Origin of the sequence: Microbacterium dextranolyticum (assembly GCF_016907295.1) — a bacterium.
In the GTDB taxonomy this organism is placed as follows: Bacteria; Actinomycetota; Actinomycetes; order Actinomycetales; family Microbacteriaceae; genus Microbacterium; species Microbacterium dextranolyticum.
Genome location: NZ_JAFBBR010000001.1, coordinates 2,578,321 through 2,595,034 on the forward strand (window position 1 = coordinate 2,578,321; position 16,714 = coordinate 2,595,034).

General features: G+C 69.5%; 12 protein-coding genes and 2 tRNA genes. 3 read left to right on the forward strand and 11 right to left on the reverse strand.

The window, feature by feature from the left end; all coding sequences use genetic code 11:
* Nucleotides 1–106 precede the first annotated feature (106 nt).
* From JOE64_RS11760 to JOE64_RS14825, 3 genes are all read left to right on the forward strand, one after another.
* Complete coding sequence (locus tag JOE64_RS11760; protein WP_204964426.1) at nucleotides 107–1,732, forward strand: PspC domain-containing protein; 1,626 nt, start codon at nucleotides 107–109, stop codon at nucleotides 1,730–1,732.
* Entirely contained in the window at nucleotides 1,729–2,139 is a 411-nt protein-coding gene (locus JOE64_RS11765; protein WP_204964427.1) for a hypothetical protein, read from the forward strand. The genes JOE64_RS11760 and JOE64_RS11765 overlap by 4 nt, the downstream gene beginning before the upstream one ends.
* Nucleotides 2,140–2,577: 438 nt before the next feature.
* Nucleotides 2,578–3,330, forward strand: coding sequence for a phosphatase PAP2 family protein (locus tag JOE64_RS14825; protein WP_204964428.1), 753 nt, complete (start codon nucleotides 2,578–2,580; stop codon nucleotides 3,328–3,330).
* An 18-nt stretch (nucleotides 3,331–3,348) separates the two neighbouring features.
* On the opposite strand, the gene JOE64_RS11775 is transcribed toward JOE64_RS14825, so the two are convergent.
* From JOE64_RS11775 to JOE64_RS11825, 11 genes are all read right to left on the reverse strand, one after another.
* A complete protein-coding gene (locus JOE64_RS11775) occupies nucleotides 3,349–4,485 on the reverse strand; it encodes a UDP-N-acetylmuramate dehydrogenase (protein WP_204964429.1) in 1,137 nt (378 codons plus the stop codon).
* Nucleotide 4,486: 1 nt separating this feature from the next.
* Complete coding sequence (locus JOE64_RS11780) at nucleotides 4,487–4,909, reverse strand: MaoC/PaaZ C-terminal domain-containing protein (protein WP_204964430.1); 423 nt, start codon at nucleotides 4,907–4,909, stop codon at nucleotides 4,487–4,489.
* Complete coding sequence (locus JOE64_RS11785) at nucleotides 4,906–5,355, reverse strand: FAS1-like dehydratase domain-containing protein (RefSeq protein WP_204964431.1); 450 nt, start codon at nucleotides 5,353–5,355, stop codon at nucleotides 4,906–4,908. Before JOE64_RS11785 ends, JOE64_RS11780 begins: the two co-directional genes overlap by 4 nt.
* A gap of 86 nt (nucleotides 5,356–5,441) precedes the next feature.
* Nucleotides 5,442–6,230 (reverse strand): sulfite exporter TauE/SafE family protein, encoded by a 789-nt coding sequence (locus tag JOE64_RS11790; protein ID WP_204965069.1) that lies wholly within the window; start codon nucleotides 6,228–6,230, stop codon nucleotides 5,442–5,444.
* Nucleotides 6,231–6,256: 26 nt separating this feature from the next.
* Entirely contained in the window at nucleotides 6,257–8,281 is a 2,025-nt protein-coding gene (locus JOE64_RS11795) for an ABC transporter ATP-binding protein (RefSeq protein WP_204964432.1), read from the reverse strand.
* Entirely contained in the window at nucleotides 8,278–10,005 is a 1,728-nt protein-coding gene (locus JOE64_RS11800; protein WP_204964433.1) for an ABC transporter ATP-binding protein, read from the reverse strand. Before JOE64_RS11800 ends, JOE64_RS11795 begins: the two co-directional genes overlap by 4 nt.
* Nucleotides 10,006–10,163: 158 nt before the next feature.
* Nucleotides 10,164–13,781, reverse strand: a complete 3,618-nt coding sequence (locus JOE64_RS11805) for a DUF5979 domain-containing protein (RefSeq protein ID WP_204964434.1) — start codon at nucleotides 13,779–13,781, stop codon at nucleotides 10,164–10,166.
* A 403-nt stretch (nucleotides 13,782–14,184) separates the two neighbouring features.
* Nucleotides 14,185–14,258 (reverse strand) — tRNA-Met (locus tag JOE64_RS11810).
* Between the two features lie 35 nt (nucleotides 14,259–14,293).
* Nucleotides 14,294–14,365, reverse strand: a tRNA-Thr gene (locus JOE64_RS11815).
* A gap of 62 nt (nucleotides 14,366–14,427) precedes the next feature.
* Nucleotides 14,428–15,756: a M23 family metallopeptidase gene (locus JOE64_RS14830; RefSeq protein WP_204964435.1), complete on the reverse strand. Its 1,329-nt coding sequence runs from the start codon at nucleotides 15,754–15,756 to the stop codon at nucleotides 14,428–14,430.
* Between the two features lie 134 nt (nucleotides 15,757–15,890).
* Nucleotides 15,891–16,682 (reverse strand): inositol monophosphatase family protein, encoded by a 792-nt coding sequence (locus JOE64_RS11825; protein ID WP_204964436.1) that lies wholly within the window; start codon nucleotides 16,680–16,682, stop codon nucleotides 15,891–15,893.
* Nucleotides 16,683–16,714 lie beyond the last annotated feature (32 nt).

Consider the following 16,714-nt stretch of genomic DNA (forward strand, 5'->3'; position numbering starts at 1 on the left):
CCAATCACCCGCGCGAACGTGTCGGTGCTCCGCGGGCCTCGGATCAGGGACGGGTCAGGGGTTTCCCCCATGGCCGGCGAACGGGTGGGCGGGCGAGGATCGTGTCATGACCACGACGCACTCCGAGGAGGCATCCGACGCCGCCGCGCCGGACGCCGCACAGCCCACGGCCCCGCACGCCCCGAACCGGGCGGGCGATCGGCTCTTCTCGTGGACCTCCGGGCTCGGCCTGGTGCGCGGGGATGCCTGGATCGGCGGCGTCGCCGCAGGGATCGCCGCACGGCTGCGCATCGACCCGCTGATCGTCCGCGGCGTCCTGGTGGTGGCGGCCCTGTTCGGCTTCCCGGTGATGTTCTTCTATGCGATCGCGTGGGCCGTCCTTCCCGATCTCGAGGGGCGGATCCCCCTGCACGACGCACTGCGAGGCCGGTTCGAGACCGTGCAGTTGGGCATCCTCATCGTCGCCGTGATCGGCCTGATCCCCGTCGTCCCGACGGTCCTGTTCGTGGGAGGCATCCCGGCGTGGATGTTCTCCCCGGGGGTCGGCGGCTGGTCGCCGCTGTCGGCCATCGCCGTCTCGATCGGTGTCGGCCTGGTCGTGACGATGCTGTTCATCATCGTGCGCGCGGCACGACGCACCGCGCGCACCGTCGACCCGGCGCCCCCGTCGAACTGGCGAGCAGCGTCCGCCGCCCCCGGGGATCCGGTGCCGTCCACCGTCGACTCCGGTTCGGGTCCGGCGTCGACCGTCGACGCGGAGGGGGTGGACGCCGCAGGCTTCGCCGCATCCACCCCCGCGTCTCTCCTGACACCGCCTCCCGGCGAGGCGCCCCCGGCATCCGACGACGCGGCCTACACGGCCTGGCGTGCGCAGCACGCCGCCTGGCGGGAGCAGCAGGATGCCTGGCGTCGACAGCAGCAGGATGCCGATCGAGCCGCGCGCGATCGGGCCCGGCAGGAAAGGCAGGAGCGTGCGGCGGCGTTCACGGCCGACGCGGAGGAGCGCCGACGCATCCGGAGACTCACGAAACCGCGTACCCCGTTCGCGTACGTCGCGACGGTCGTCGGGCTGGCAGCGATCGCGGGCACTGTTGCCGCCCTGCAACACGACAGCGGTCTCTCGGCCGCCCGCGGCCTGTTCGTCGCGGCTCTCGTGCTCGCGCTGGCGATGATCGTCGCCGGCGCATTCCGTCGACGCAGCGGCTTCCTCGCGTTCGTGACCGTCCTCGCTCTCGGGGCCGGGCTCGTCGCCACCGCCGTTCCGGTCACCCACGGCCTGCACATCGGATACTCGACCCTCTCGAACATCGCCCCCCGCGACGGGGCCTCCGCGTCCGCCCCGTTCGTGCAGCCCTGGGGAACCCTGTGGATCTCGATCGCCGACACCGGACGCGAGGGCGAGCTGCACGTGGACAAACGCAACGCCTTTCCCGGTTCCGCGCCCGGCACGACCGTGACGTTCGCGCAGAACGTGGCTCTGGAGGTGGAACTCACCACGCGCGACACGAGCGTCACGCAATGGAACCCCGACTCGCCGCGCATCGAGCTCATGGACCTCGTGCAGACCGGCCGGATCGCCGTCGCGACCCTGCCGGATGGACGCACGCGCTACACCGGGACCCTCGGCGACGACTCCGGCACTCCTCAGAAACTCGTGATCGACCAGGACGGCGGCAGCATCATGTTCCAACGCGCAGACGACGACACACAGAACGGTGAGGACCTCCGATGAGCACCGACGACGCCACGCGAACGACGACGGTTCTCCCTCTGGCCGACCCCACGGTGCCGGGCGGCGCGGATATCGACGCCGCGGCATCCGTGCCCGACAACGCGCCCGCAGCGGATGCCTCCGGCGACGCGCCCGCACCCGCGGCGCCGCTCGGAGCACCGCGCGTGCGGTGGGCCGGCATCGTGTGGGGTCTCGTGCTCGCCGGGGTGGCATCGGCCGCCGTCTGGATGACGTCCTCCCCCGCGGGTGTCGACGGGCTCGTCGACACGGCACGGGGCGTCACACCGGGCATGCTCGTCGCCGTCGCGCCGCTGACCCTCGGCGGACTCGTCCTCGTGACGGGACTCGTCGGGTTGCTGCGCCGCGCGCAGCGCAGGTCGATCCGGCGCAACGGCCAGTCGGCCTGACGCGCGCGCAAGGTCGCCGCGCCGCCCGCGCCGGTCAGGCCGATCGCGCCGATCGCGCCGATCGCGCCCGAAACGCTCGCCGCGCCATCACGTCCGCCACTTCCGTCACACTCGCCACACTTGCCATACCCATCACACCCGTCACATACATCTCACCCGCAGCATCCATCTCACCTGCCACACCTGCCACGCCCGCCACACCCAGCCCGCATCCTCGGCGAGCGCACCAGGGCGAAGGTCGGGGCACGACGGCCCCGCAGTGCAGGATCAGGTGTGACAGATGTGGCCCCGGGCTACTCGCCCGCCCCCTGCGCCCCGGCTCTTCCTGCAGTTCGGGAATCACACCCCACCCACACCCCACCACACCCCACCCGCGACCGCGACCGCGACCGCGACCGCTCAGGATGCGCATAGCCCGCCGGGGCAGGATCAGACGTCGTGCCGCCCTCGTCCGCCCCGTCGACCGTTCCGTCCTCGCGCCGCGCCGCGCGCGGGCGCACCGTCGCACTCCTGGCCCCCGTCCGCCGCCCCATCGCATCGATCGTGGTGGCCGCCGCGACCATCGTGGCGCTGACGGCGCTCGGCTTGGTGCTGCGTTCGCACCCCGTCGATGCCGGGCTGTCGGCTGCGCTGAACGCTCTGCGCACCGGCGCCGTGGCTCACATCGCCGCCCTGGCCTATGCGGCCTTCTCGCCCGTCCCGGCCATGATCCTGACGGTCGGTCTCACCGCGGTGGCGTGGCTCGCCACGCGCCGGCTCCGCCTCGCTGCGGCCATCCCCGGCGTCGTCGCTCTCACCTGGATCCCCTCCGACATCGTGAAGATCGTCGTCGCGCGCCCGCGCCCCGATCCCACGCTGCTCGCGCACCCGGTGTCGCCGATGCCGACGGATGCGTCGTTCCCGAGCGGCCATGTCGTGTTCGCGACCGTTCTGGCGACGGTGTTGATTCTGCTGACGTGGCACACCCGTGGCCGGATCGTCGCACTGATCGCGGCGGTCGTGCTCGTGGCCGGGATGATCTGCGTCGTCACGATCCTCGCCGTGCACTACCCGACGGATGCCGTGGCCTCGGTCATCTGGACGATCGGCGTCTTTCCCGCCGCACGCCTGGTCTGGGTCGGACTGCTCATGCCCCTCGTCCCGGTGTTGCGAGAGCCGCGGACGTCTGCTGCCCCCACCGCTGCGCGCTGATCGCGCGGCGGCGACGCGTCAGAGCTCGACGCCGACGAGCACCGGTTCGGGCTGCAGCATGAGCCCAAACTCCGACTGAACGCGCTGCTGGATGAACCGGGCGAGCTGGGCGAGCTCGCCCGCGGTCGCGCCGCCTCGGTTGGTGAGTGCGAGCGCGTGCTTGCTCGAGAGGGCGGCGCGCGAGCGCGGCAGGTGGAAGCCCTTGCCGAGCCCCGCGTGCTCGATGAGCCACGCGGCGCTCACCTTGACGTCGGGTCGCGTCGACACCGGCGGCGCGACGAGTCCGTCGTAGGCGGCGAGCGGGATGACCGTCACCGGGTCGAGGGTCGCCGCGATCGGCCAGCGTGGGCACTCCGCGGGCAGAGTGCGGGCGAAGGACGCCGAGACGATCGCGTTCTGGAAGAACGAACCGGCACTGTGCGTGTCGAGGTCGCCATCGTCGAGCACCATTCCCTTGCGGGCGCGGGTGGAGAGCACGGTCTCGCGGATGCCGCGGAGCGTCGCCGTCGCGTCGGCATCCATCCCCAGCGCCTGACGCAGCTGCGCACCGCGCACCGGGAACTCGCCGTGACCGACCTCGAGGAGCTCGAGGGTGATCGAGACGATCACGCCGGAGCGCTTCGGCACGCTGCCGTAGTGCGCCTTCAGGGCAGAGGTGCGAAACCCCAGCTCGAGGTCGGCGGCCGGTACCACCTCGACCTCTCCGGTCGCCTCATCGAGGAGCTCGATCTCGACGAGGGTCTCGACGATCTCCTGGCCGTAGGCCCCCACGTTCTGAATCGGCGCCGCTCCGGCACGGCCGGGGATGCCGCTCATCGCTTCAATGCCGGCCAGCCCCTCGGCGACCGTGTAGGCGACGAGGGCGTCCCAGTCGTGGCCGGCCTCGACACGCAGACGAGCGCGTCCGTCGGGCGCGCCTCCCATGCGTTCGATGCCCGTCGTCCGGACGAGCACGACCGTTCCGTCGAAGGGCTCGTCGCCGACCAGCAGGTTCGATCCTCCGCCGACGACGAGCCACGGTTCGCCATCGGCCCAGACGGTGCGAAGGGCATCGACGAGATCATTGCGCGTGTGCGCCTCGACCATGCGCTCGGGTGTGCCGCCCACGCGCAGCGTCGTCAGCTCCGCGAGCGGGATGGGGGTGATCGCCGGCATGTCAGCCGTCCAGGCGCACGCGCACCTGGGCTTTGCCGAGCACGGTGGTCTCCGCCGCGGAGACGGTCAGATCGATCCGGGCGGCGGCGTCCTCGATCGCGCCGACCTTCGCGGTCACGACGAGGTCGGCGCCGGCCTCGGCATCCACGACGACGGGACGTGTGAAGCGCACGCCGTAGTCGGCGATACGGCCCGTGTCGCCGACCCAGCCGGCGATCGTCTCGACGGCGACGCCCATCGTCAGCATGCCGTGAGCGAGGACTCCGGGCAGCCCGACCCGTGTCGCGACATCGTCACGATAGTGGATGGGGTTGAAATCTCCGGATGCCCCTGCGTAGCGCACGAGCGATTCGCGGGTGAGGTGCACAGTCCGCTCGGCGACGACGTCGCCGACGGTCAATGAGCTCAGTGCGGGAACGGTCATGCGACCTCACCTCCGACGAGCAGGACCGAGGTGGCCGTGACGACGTGCGCGCCCGCGGCATCCGTGATCTCGGCTTCACTCGTGATCATGGCGCCCTTCCCGAAAGGACGCAGGTTCGTGATGCGCAGCTGCGCCACGAGCTCGTCGCCGGCGACGATCGGCCGCGTGTAGTGGAAGCGCTGCTCGGCGTGCACGGTGCGCTCGAGGGCGATGCCCGAGTCAGGGCTCTCGAGAAGCTGCTGCAGCGTGAGGTCCTGGACCACCATCGCGAACGTCGGCGGCGCGACGACATCGTCGTAGCCGAGGGCGCGCGCCGCGGCGGGATCGAGGTGCTGCAGGTCGTCGGCGAAGACGGCACGCGAGAACTCGCGCACCTTCTCTCGGCCGACGAGATACGGGGCGGTCGGCGGGAAGGAACGGCCGACCAGCTCAGGGTTCACGGACACCCCTCGATCCTACCGGGGGCGTGCGACGGAGCTGCGGCCAACGGTCGGGCAAAACCGCCGGCGCCGATCCGTTCCCGCAGCGTCTGTCAGCGCGAGCGACGGGAGCGCACGGCGCGCACCGCCATCTGGACCGCGATGAACGTCAGGAACGCGGCGAACAGGATGTTCGAGACGAGCGGGTCGAGGATCGTCGACAACCAGGCGCCGAGGGTCGTCGTCGTGCACGCGGCCACCCCGATCAGGACCGCAGCCACCAGGTCGGCGTTGCGGCGACGCAGGTTTCCGATCGTCCCCGAGATCGCCGTCGGGATCATCATGAGAAGCGATGTGCCCTTCGCGACGAGGTCGCTCATGCCGAACAGGATGATGAGCGCGGGGACGACCACCACGCCGCCGCCGACACCCAGCAGCCCGGAGAGCACGCCGGTGACGAGGCCGACCGCAGCCAGCCCGAGGGCCGCTCCCCACGTCAGCACCCACGGCGTGTCACGGGGCGGGATCACGACGAACAGCATGACGATCACGACGATGAGGAAGATCACGAAGCCCCAGCGCACGATGTTCTGGGGAAGACGGGCCAGCAGCCAGGTGCCGATCTGCGCACCCACCACAGCGAAGGCGGCGAGGATGATCGCGGGGATCCACGCCACCGAGCCGTGCACGGCGTAGGAGACGACGCCCACGGCCGCCGTCGGGACGATCGCGGCGAGCGACGTTCCCGAGGCGAGACGCTGATCGAACCCCAGCAGCAGCACCAGCATGGGGACGATGACCGTTCCACCGCCGACGCCGAACAGCCCCGAGAGGAGCCCGGCGGCCAGTCCGATGCCGAGGCAGGACAGGACGAACCGCGGATCACGGAGGCGCGCGCTCATCCGCATGCCGGATGCAGCACCCTCCGTCACTCCTGCACGCTTTCGGAGGCTGCCTCGGCGCCCGTGGCGGCCTGTTCGAACTGCGACCGGTACAGACGCCAGTAGGGGCCCTGCGCGGTGATGAGTTCGTCGTGCGTGCCCTTCTCGACGATGTCGCCGTGCTCCATCACGAGGATGAGATCCGCGTCGCGGATCGTGGAGAGGCGGTGCGCGATGACGAACGAGGTCCGCCCCTCGCGCAGCGCCGCCATCGCGTGCTGGAGCAGCAGCTCCGTCCGTGTGTCGACCGAGCTCGTCGCCTCGTCGAGGATGAGCACGCTCGGCGACGCGACGAAAGCGCGTGCGATCGTGATGAGCTGCTTCTCGCCGGCCGACACGTTCGCCGCGTCCTCGTCGAGGACGGTGTCGTAACCGTCGGGCAGGGAGTGCACGAAGCGGTCGACGCGAGTCGCGACGGCGGCCTCGAGGACCTGCTCGTCGCTGGCCGCCTCGTTGCCGTAGCGGATATTGTCGCGGATGGACCCGGCGAACAGCCACGGATCCTGCAGCACCATGCCGGTGCGCGAGCGCACGTCGTCGCGCGTGAGTTCGGCGATGTCCTGACCGTCGAGCAGGATGCGACCCCCGTCGAGCTCGTAGAAGCGCATCAGCAGATTGACGAGGGTGGTCTTGCCGGCGCCGGTCGGCCCGACGATCGCGACCGTCTGCCCGGGTTCCACCCGGAAGGAGAGATCGCGGATGAGGGGCTTGTCGGGCGCATAGCCGAACGCCACGTGCTCGAACTCGATCACACCGCTGCCGGCGCGCAGTGCCGGGGCATCCGGGGCATCCGGGTCCTGCTCCTCCTCATCGAGCAGTTCGAAGACGCGCTCGGCCGACGCCGTGCCGGACTGGACGACGGCGGCCATGCCGCCGAGCTCGGACAGCGGCTGTGTGAACTGCTGCGAGTACTGGATGAAGGCCTGCACGTCGCCGAGACGCAGCTGGCCGGATGCCACCATGAGGCCTCCGAGCACGGCGATGCCGACGTAGCTGAGCGAGCCGATGAACATCATCGCCGGCATCATGAGTCCGGAGAGGAACTGGGCCGTGAACGCGGCCTGGTAGAGGTCTTCGTTCTCTTCCTGGAACTTCTCGCGCGAATCCTTCTCGCGCCCGTAGACGCGGACGAGCGCGTGCCCCGAGAACGATTCCTCGACGCGGGCGTTGAGGCGACCGACCTTGCGCCACTGGGTGGCGAACGCCTTCTGGGACTTGGGCCCGATGACGCCGAAGACGACCGCCATCAGGGGAAGCGCAACCAGTGCGACGATCGCGAGCTGCCACGAGATGGAGAACATCATGACGAGCACGCCCACGACGGTGAGGACGTTCGTGAGGGCGGTCGAGAGCGACTGCTGCATCGTCTGGGTGATGTTGTCGATGTCGTTCGTCACGCGCGAGATCAGCTCACCGCGCTGCACGCGATCGAAGTACGCCAGCGGCAGGCGGTTGATCTTCGCCTCGACCTGCTCGCGCAGACGCCACATCGTGCGGACCATGATGACGTTGATGACGTAGCCCTGGATCCAGGTGAGGAACGCCGAGGCGATGTAGATCGCGAGCACAGCGACGACCACTCCGCGCAGCCGGTCGAAATCGACCCCTGCGCCGACCTGGAAGTCGTGCATGGCCCCGACGATGTTGGCGATGTCGTTCTGCCCGGCGCCCTGCAGCGCGGCGACGACGTCGGCTTTCGAGGTTCCGGCGGGAAACTGGCCGCCGAGCGAGGCCGACACCACGCCCTCGAAGATGACGTTGGTCGCCTCGCCGAGGACCTTGGGGGCGATGACGGCGAGGACGACGCCGACGGCCCCGAAGAGCGAGACGAGCGCGAACGCCCACTTCGACGGCGCCAGAAGGCCGATCATCCGGGCGAAGCTGCGGCGGAAGTTGCTGGCTTTGCCCGGCGCGACCGAGTCCCAGTCGCCCGAGTTCAATCGGGCCTGTTCGGCGAGCTCGAGCTCGTAGCGCTCCTCTTCGGAGAGCTCGGCGGTGTTCGGGGCGCTCATGCGTCGACTCCCAGCTGCGACTCGACGATCTCGCGGTAGGTCTCGTTGCTCTCGAGGAGCTCGGCGTGGGTTCCGGAGCCGACCATCCGTCCCCCGTCCAGCACGATGATGCGGTCGGCGTCGGTGATCGTCGAGATGCGCTGCGCCACGACGATCTTGGTGACCTCGGGCAGCTCTTTCCACAACGCCTGCCGCAACCGGGCATCCGTCGTCACGTCCAGCGCCGAGAACGAGTCGTCGAACACGAGGATCCGGGGACGATGCGCGATGGCGCGAGCGATCGACAGCCGCTGTCGCTGGCCGCCTGAGACGTTGGTCCCGCCCTGGGCGATGCGCGCGTCGAGGCCGCCCTCCATCTCCGCGACGAAGTCGCGCCCCTGGGCGATGTCGAGAGCGTGCCACAGGTCGTCGTCGGTGGCATCCTCACGCCCGAAGCGCAGGTTGGATGCCACGGTCCCGGTGAACAGGAACGCCTTCTGCGGCACGTAGCCGATCCCCTGCCACATCAGGTCGAGGTCGGCCTCGCGCACGTCGACGCCGCCGACGCTGACGGCGCCTCCGGTCACGTCGAACAGGCGCGGGATCAGCGAGACCAGGGTGGTCTTGCCGGCGCCGGTCGAACCGACGATCGCGACGGTCTCGCCCGCGTTCGCGCGGAACGAGATGCCGTGCAGCACGGGCGCGTCGGCCCCGGGGTAGACGAAGGACACGTTGTCGAACTCGATCACACCGGGGGCGGGGAACTCGGACACCGGATTCGCGGGGCGAACGAGGGCGTCGACGGAGTCGAGCACCTCGCCGATGCGGTCGGCCGACACCGCTGCCCGCGGGATCATGATCGTCATGAAGGTCGCCATGAGCACGCCCATGAGGATCTGGCCGACGTACTGCATGAAGGCGAAGAGGGTGCCGATCTGCACGTGGCCGGCGTCGACCTGGATGCCGCCGAACCAGATGACCCCCACGAGGGTGATGTTCAGCACGAGCATCGCGAGGGGGAACATGATGACGAACAGCGATCCGACCTTGCGCCCGACCACCAGGATGTCGGTGTTCGCGCCGCGGAAGCGCTCCTCCTCGATGCGCTCGCGCACGAAGGCGCGCACGACGCGCACGCCCGTGAGCTGCTCGCGCATGATGCGGTTCACCGCGTCGAGCTTGGTCTGGTAGGAGCGGAACAGCGGCACCATACGGCTGATGATCGCGCCGGCGATCACCAGGAGGACGGGCACGGCGACACCGATGAGCCAGCTCAGTCCGACGTCCTGCTGCAGCGCCATGATGATGCCGCCGATCGCGAGCAACGGTGCGGTGACGAGCATCGTGGCGCCCATCATCGCGAGCATCTGCACCTGCTGCACGTCGTTGGTGTTGCGGGTGATGAGCGTCCCCGCACCGAAGGAGGACACCTCACGCTCGGAGAAGCCGCTGACCTTCTCGTAGACATCGCGCCGGATGTCGCGCCCGGCGCTCATCGCGGCGCGCGCGGCGAAGTAGGTCGCGATGATCGAGGCGACGATCTGGCCGAGGGCGATCGCGAGCATGAAGACGCCGCGCGACCAGATATACCCGGCGTCGCCCGCCGCGACGCCGTGATCGATGATGTCGGCGTTCAATCGCGGCAGATAGAGGGATGCCATCGCCGACGCGAACTGGAACACCAGCACGCCCAGCAACCACCATTTGTAGGTCCAGAGATAGCGGACCAGGAGCTTACCGAGCATGGGTCGTCTTTCCGTCTACTGCGGGGTGGGGACGATTCATGGTATCCCCGGCCTCCGACGAAGAAGGCCCGCGAGCCCTGCCCTCTCCTCGGCTGGGGGCGAGGAGAGGGCGGGCCCGCGGGCCTGGCCCGGCGCTGATCAGTGCGCCGGGGGGTCGCTCAGGAGCGACGTGTGCGACGCACCAGCACGAGACCGGCCAGAGCGATCAGCACGCCTCCGACGAGGAGGAACACGAGGCTCGTGAGGTCACCACCCGTGGAGGGCAGCGGCGGGGCGTCAGCCGTGAACGAGTTGTCGAGCGTCAGAGCTGCGGCGGCCGAGGTGGCATCCTTCGCGGTCACCACGATCGTCGCGGACGTTCCGTCGGCGCTCAGCGTCACGTTCGACGCGGTCGAGGACCACGTCGCACCCGCCCAGTGGGCCGGCGCCGGCACCGACACGGCACCCTCGGTGAGGGTGACCTGGGTGCCCAGCGGCACGCCGTCGATGGTCACGGGCTGGGCCGCGCTCACCGAGACGTTGCGCTCCTGGGTCGCGCCCAGCAGATCCGTCCACGTGGCCTTCACCGGGAACTGCGTGTCCGCGGCGACGTTGTCGGCACCGGCACCGCTGATCACCTTGGTGATCGTGACGCTGCCGAACTGACCGGTCACCGAGTTCGCGAGCGCCACGGCCGCCGTCTGGGCCGCACCGATCGTCACGGTCGCGGTGCCGTCGGCGTTCGCGACCAAGCCGTCGGCCTCAGCCCACTGCGGAGCGTTCCAATGGAACGCAGCCGTGGCATCCGGCGTGACCTCGCTGAGCGTCACCTTCGTGCCCTTGGGCAACGTACGCCCGAAACCGACGACCGTTCCGTCGGTCGGAAGGCTCAGCCCGGCCGTCTGCGGTTCACCCTTCTCGTCGAGCCACGACGCGGTCACGTCGATGCTCTTCGGGAATCCGGCGACGCTCGGGGCGATGCCCGACACCGTCTTGCTGAGCGTGAAGGTGCCCGGAGCCCAGTTCGCGACGTTCGTGAGCGAGACCAGCACGCTCGCACCGTTGCTGTCGGGAACCGTCACCGTCACCGTCTTCGGGTCGTCCGTCGGGGTGATCGAGGCGCCCTCGGCCGTGAAGGACGGGTTACCCCACACGACGGTCGGGAACGACGGGGCGGCACCCTCGGTGAGGGTGACGACCGTGCCCGCGGGCAGCTTGCCGTCGATCAGGGTGGCCGACGCCGTCGGGTCGAGGTTCAGCTTCTTGGTGACCGCCGTGCCGTCCGCAGCCTTCCACGAGGCGGTGACGGGGAACGTGGTGCCTGCCGGAACCTCGCCCTGCGCGTCTCCGCTCACCTTCTTCTGGATGGACAGACCCGCAACGGTCGTGTTCGCGGTGTTCTCAATCACGAGGTGCGTGCCGGGGCCCTTCGCCACCGTGACGATGGCGCTGCCGTCGCTCTGGGGCGCGATACCCGTTCCGCTCCACACGGGCTGTGCCCAGGTGATGCCGGAGCCGTCTGCGGGCTTCGCCTCGGAAAGCGTCACCGCGGTGCCGACCTGGACGTTCTCACCGAACGGAACGGCGGTGCCGTTCGCGGGGAGGGTCAGTGTCTTCGTCTGCGCGGCGCCCGAGGCGTCCTTCCACGAGGCGACGACCGAGAAGCCGGCCGGAACCTTCGGGTTCTGCGCCTGGTCGCCGGTCACCTTCTTGGCAAGGTCGAACGTGCCGAGCGTGCGGCTGACGGAGTTCGTCAGCGTGACACTCGTCGCCTCGGAGCCGACCGTCGCGGTGTTCGACGGAGCGAACATCGGATCGGCCCACGTGAAGGTGTCGTCGTCGGCCGGCTTCACCTCGGAGAACGTGACCGTCGTGCCGACGGGCAGTCCGTCGATCGACTGCGGAGTTCCGGCGACGAGCGAGAGCGTGCGGTCGGCGACGGCCGGCGAGCCGGCGGGCACCTGGAAGGATGCGGTGACGCTATAGGTCTTGTCGGCGGGAACCTGACCGGCGGCCGGACCCTCGACCTTCTTGACGATCTGCACGCCGCCGAGAGTCTTGGTGATCGTGTTGGTCACCGTGACCGCGACGGGGTCTCCCGCCGCTGCCGTGAACGTCTTCGGCGAGATCTGAGCGTCAGCCCAGGTCGCTCCCGCGATGGGCGCCGGAGCGTCCTCGCTGAGCGTGATCTGCGCACCGACCGGGACCGGCGTGCTCGTGACGACCTCGCCGGTTGCGGGCAGTGTGAGACTGCCCTTGCCCGCCGCGAACGCCGCGCCGGCCGGGTAGGTGTAGTCGAGTTCATAGCTCGGGATGCCACTCAGGTCGACGTTGTCGGCGTTGTCGACGACCTTCTTCGCCGAGAACGTCGTCGTCGGGAAGGAGGCGACGTTGTTCAGCGTGTACGCCGTCGTCGTCCCCACGGTCTGGTGGTCGGCGTCGATGGCCAGTGACACCGATTCGACGGGCCCGTGGGGGCCGACGAACTGGGGCGTTGCCCACTGCACACCGTCGGGGCCGGACGGAGCAATCTCGCTCAGCGTGACCGTCGTGCCGCGGAAGTAGTCGTCACTCGTGTAGGTCTGTCCGTCCGTGAGCGTGATCGAGAAGTTCTTCTCGTCCTGACCGGGCTCGTCGACCTTGGCGTTGACGGTGTACACCTTGCCCGCCAGGTCTGCGGCGGTGTTGTTCGTGACCTTCTTCGTGATGGAGAAGCTGCCGAAGTTGGTGCCCTTGGCGTTTGCGCCGCCGCTCGTACGGGTGGCGTCACCGGTGACGTCCTGGCTCTCCGAGCCATTGAACCGGAAGGATGCGCCGTTGTGGAAGACGCGGTCGGGAGAGTCGGGCTTGAGCTCGCCGCCGGTGAGCGGCTTCATGCGCCACGTGACGGCGTAGTACTGCCCCTCCGTACCGCGCCACGAGCCGGTCGTCGCCTGGCCTTCCTGCCAGTCATCGCTGTGCGTGCCGGCCTTCGCGCCCGCTGCGGAGGTGAAGGTCACAGTGCGCTGATCGGACGACACGGTCGTCTTCGACGCGTCCAGCGTCTTCCAGGTCTCGTCCTGCGGGCCGAGCGCGCCCCACTTGCTGTACGCCACGGTGTCGTTGTAGGTGACGGTGGGGCCCGAGAGGATCTCGAAGTCGTTCTTGTCGAAGTTGTCCGTCACCTCGGTCTCGATGCCGGGCTGCATCCCCTGCTGCCCGTCTTGCCAGGTGCTGCCGTCGACCGCTTTGGCGGGAACACGGATGACCCAGTCGATGTACTCCTGGCCGGATGCATCGGTCTGGTAGTTGCCGTACTTCTGCGCGTACCACTTGATGGTGTCGCACGTCTCGTGGCACCACCACGGGCTCGGCTTCACGACGACCTCGTTGTCGAAGCCGCCGATGTTGATGTGCTTCGTCTCGTCCTGCGTGTTCTCGAAGGTCGTGTACGCCGCGAAGGTGAGATCGCCCGAGACACTCCGCGGGTTCTTCGTCACGTAGTCGTCGTCGACGGTGCAGGTCACCTTGTCGTTGGTGACGACGCACACGCCGATCTGCGTTCCGTCCTGCATCATCGCGATGTTGTCGGGAACACCCGCGAGCTCGGACGGAAGGTCGATGGAGAACGACACCGTGGGCGTCGCCACACCGGGGACATGCCACGCGACATCGATCTTGGCGTTCTGCCCGTCTTCGATGGTGTTCTGCTGGAACGCGATGTCGTCGATCGACACCTGCCCCTGCATCTGCGCCGCCGACGCAGCACTTGGGACGGCAACAGCACCGAGCAATGCCACAGCGACGGCCGCGATCATCGCTGTCGCCTTCGTGGATCGTGGGCGCCACATGTTCCTGTTCTTCACATCTCCCCCAAATATGTTCGTGCCGTACATATTAGTCCATGACTCCGTCGCCACCCGAAAAAGATGGGCGCCTTCGCGCGGTCGTCTGATCGATCCGTCGCCGAAGAGGGGCATCAGACGCCAGTCGAATGGGCGGAGCCGGCGCTCTCGGGGGCGGGCCGGGCGCTCTCGGGCGCGGCCGCGCGAACCGTGCGTGACTGCTCAGGAATGACCGCACGTACCCGCCGAAACAGGGCGGTCGGATCGGGCTCGTCGATTCGACCACCGACGCCCGGATCGCTCGCATCCCCGGGGCTGCATGCGCAACTCTTCGCGGGCACGAAAAAACCCCCGGAGGACCGGGGGTCTAGATCGGTAGCGGGAGCGGGGCTTGAACCCGCGACCTCACGATTATGAGTCGTGCGCTCTCACCAACTGAGCTACCCCGCCGCGCCGCACCCACACGGCGAGATGTGGATGCTGCGAGCCCCGAGTCAGGATTGAACTGACGACCCCTTCCTTACCATGGAAGTGCTCTGCCACTGAGCTATCGGGGCGTGCCACCCGCGAGCGGGCAACCAGAAAAGAATATCAGAGCCGGAGGCTGAGTTCGAACCGATCAGCCGACCGTGTGGGTACCGGTCGTGTGGGCGTACATCCACGGCATCGGGTCGATGCGGGTGACCCCGCCGAGGATGACCTCGAAGTGCAGGTGGGGCCCGGTCGCCTTGCCCGTCTGTCCGACCCGACCGATGACCTGACCCGCCGTCACCTTCTGGCCCTGCGAGACCTTCAGCGAGCCGTACTGCATGTGGCCGTAGCGGGTCGAGACCGGCTGTCCGTCGACGATGTGGTCGATGACGACCGTGACGCCGTAGTCTCCCCCGTCTTCGGTGGCGATGCGCACGGTTCCGGCGGCGATCGCGTGGATCTCGGCACCCGCACCGGGGGTGAGGTCCACGCCGTTGTGCGGGCTGGCGAACTCCGACTGATACTCGACAGAGCCGAACGCGGCCGAGATCGGCACACCGACCGGGAAGGGCCACTGGATGGCGGCGGTCGGATCGTTCACCCAGGTGTTCGCGAAGAGGGTGACACCCGAGTCCGAGGCGATCTGCGCCATCGAGGCGACCTTGTAGTGCTCAGGCCGATCGAGCGCCGTGGCGCCGCTCGCGCCGCTCGACACGAAGGCCTGGATGTCACCGGTTGCCGGAGTCGTCTTCGCCGAGGCCGTGGAGATGTCCGCCGTCGTCTTCACGACCGACGTCGGGGCGGCGACGGCCGCGGCCGGCGTGGTCGTACCGACGGCGAGGAGGCCGACGATCGCCATCACGCCGACCGAGAACGATGCGGCGGCCGCGCGCTGCGCGACCACGCCGCGACGGCGACCGGCCGCGACCGGCATCGACGCCGCCGCGACGGGACGAGGGACGGATGCCGGCGCACCCGCATCGGCAGCAGCCCGCTGCACCGGGGTCTCGCCGGTGAAGGAGAAGAGCCTGGCGGCGAGCTCGAACTCGTCGACCGGGCAGGAGGCGGGAGCGGTGAAAGCGGCACCGGACGGCGCCGCGGCGTCGACGGGGGTGCCCTCAGCGACAGGAGCGTGCTCAGCGAGGGGCGCGTCCTCGGCGACGTGGGCGAAGACGGCCTCCGCGGCGCGACGCAGGCGACGCCGCGATGCGGAGTCGGTCGGCGCGCCGATCGTCTCGGCGACGATCGCAGCCGCGACATCGGCCACGACGGATTCGGCGAGGGAAGTGGGCGCCTCGGGCTCGGGCGCGGTGGCGGCATCCGCGGTCACCACAGACGCCTCGACAGCCTGCGCGGCGCGGCGGCGGAGCTCGGCGCGAGTGAGGACACCTGCATCCTCCGGCGCAGTCTGCGCGGAGGGGCGGCGGCTGGAACGTCGCGTGGGGGCGGCGTTCGCCGTGGGGGTGTCGGGGGTCACACGCACACTCTCATCCGGCCGTTCGGGGACAACGGCATCGTGCAGTCGGGTAGAGGGTCACTGTCGCCGTTCGGGCGGCGAAGGTAACGATCGGATAAACACTACCCCGGACAGTCTGTGAGTGAGATGAATGATCAGCCGTGGATTGCGGCGTCGAGTGCCGGGTACAGCTCGGGGCCGGCCGCGATCGTCATCTGCCGACCCGGCCGCCCGCCCGGTCGTCCGCCGACGATGCCACCCGCCTCGGTGACGAGCAGGGCGCCGGCCGCGTGGTCCCACGGGTGCAGTCCGCGTTCGAAGTAGCCGTCCAACCGCCCGGCGGCGACATACGCGAGATCGAGGGACGCCGCACCGGCGCGCCGCAGATCGCGGGCCAGCGGCATCACGGTGCGCACCCGTTCGAGGTCGCCCGCGTGCGTCGCGGGGTCGTAGCCGAACCCGGTCGCCAGCAGGGCACCCGCATCCGTCACGCGTGTGACGGCGAGCGTCCGACCATCGACCGATGCTCCGGCGCCGCGCGCGGCGGAGAACAGCTCGCCGACGACGGGAGCGAAGACGACACCCGCCTGCGCCGTCCATTCCTCGGGCGTCGGCTCCCCCGTGACCGCGGCGATCGAGACCGCGTAGTGCGGGATGCCGTAGGCGTAATTGACCGTGCCGTCGATCGGATCGACGACCCACGTGACGTCGCTCGTCCCCCGCTCGGCGCCCGACTCTTCGCCGAGGAAGCCGTCATCGGGGCGTGCCGCGGCCAGCCGTTCGCGGATGAGGTTCTCGACCTCGCGGTCGGCATCGGTGACGATGTCCGCGAGCGCGGATTTCGTCGCGGCGATCTGGACGCCCTCGTCGCGGCGCCGACGCGCCAGGGCGCCCGCCTCTCGCGCGATCTCTTCGGCCAGGTCACGCAGCGTCGAGGCATCCACCATGGCATCCACGCTACGCGCAACCGGCGACGTCC

What these genes read in the sequence shown, in the direction of transcription:
- JOE64_RS11765 (WP_204964427.1), top strand. Translation starts at nt 1,729, where the DNA reads ATGAGCACCGACGACGCCACGCGAACGACGACGGTTCTCCCTCTGGCC.
- JOE64_RS11775 (WP_204964429.1), bottom strand. Translation starts at nt 4,485, where the DNA reads ATGCCGGCGATCACCCCCATCCCGCTCGCGGAGCTGACGACGCTGCGC.
- JOE64_RS11825 (WP_204964436.1), bottom strand. Translation starts at nt 16,682, where the DNA reads ATGGTGGATGCCTCGACGCTGCGTGACCTGGCCGAAGAGATCGCGCGA.
- JOE64_RS11790 (WP_204965069.1), bottom strand. Translation starts at nt 6,230, where the DNA reads ATGAGCGCGCGCCTCCGTGATCCGCGGTTCGTCCTGTCCTGCCTCGGC.
- JOE64_RS11760 (WP_204964426.1), top strand. Translation starts at nt 107, where the DNA reads ATGACCACGACGCACTCCGAGGAGGCATCCGACGCCGCCGCGCCGGAC.
- JOE64_RS11800 (WP_204964433.1), bottom strand. Translation starts at nt 10,005, where the DNA reads ATGCTCGGTAAGCTCCTGGTCCGCTATCTCTGGACCTACAAATGGTGG.
- JOE64_RS11795 (WP_204964432.1), bottom strand. Translation starts at nt 8,281, where the DNA reads ATGAGCGCCCCGAACACCGCCGAGCTCTCCGAAGAGGAGCGCTACGAG.
- JOE64_RS11780 (WP_204964430.1), bottom strand. Translation starts at nt 4,909, where the DNA reads ATGACCGTTCCCGCACTGAGCTCATTGACCGTCGGCGACGTCGTCGCC.
- JOE64_RS11805 (WP_204964434.1), bottom strand. Translation starts at nt 13,781, where the DNA reads ATGATCGCGGCCGTCGCTGTGGCATTGCTCGGTGCTGTTGCCGTCCCA.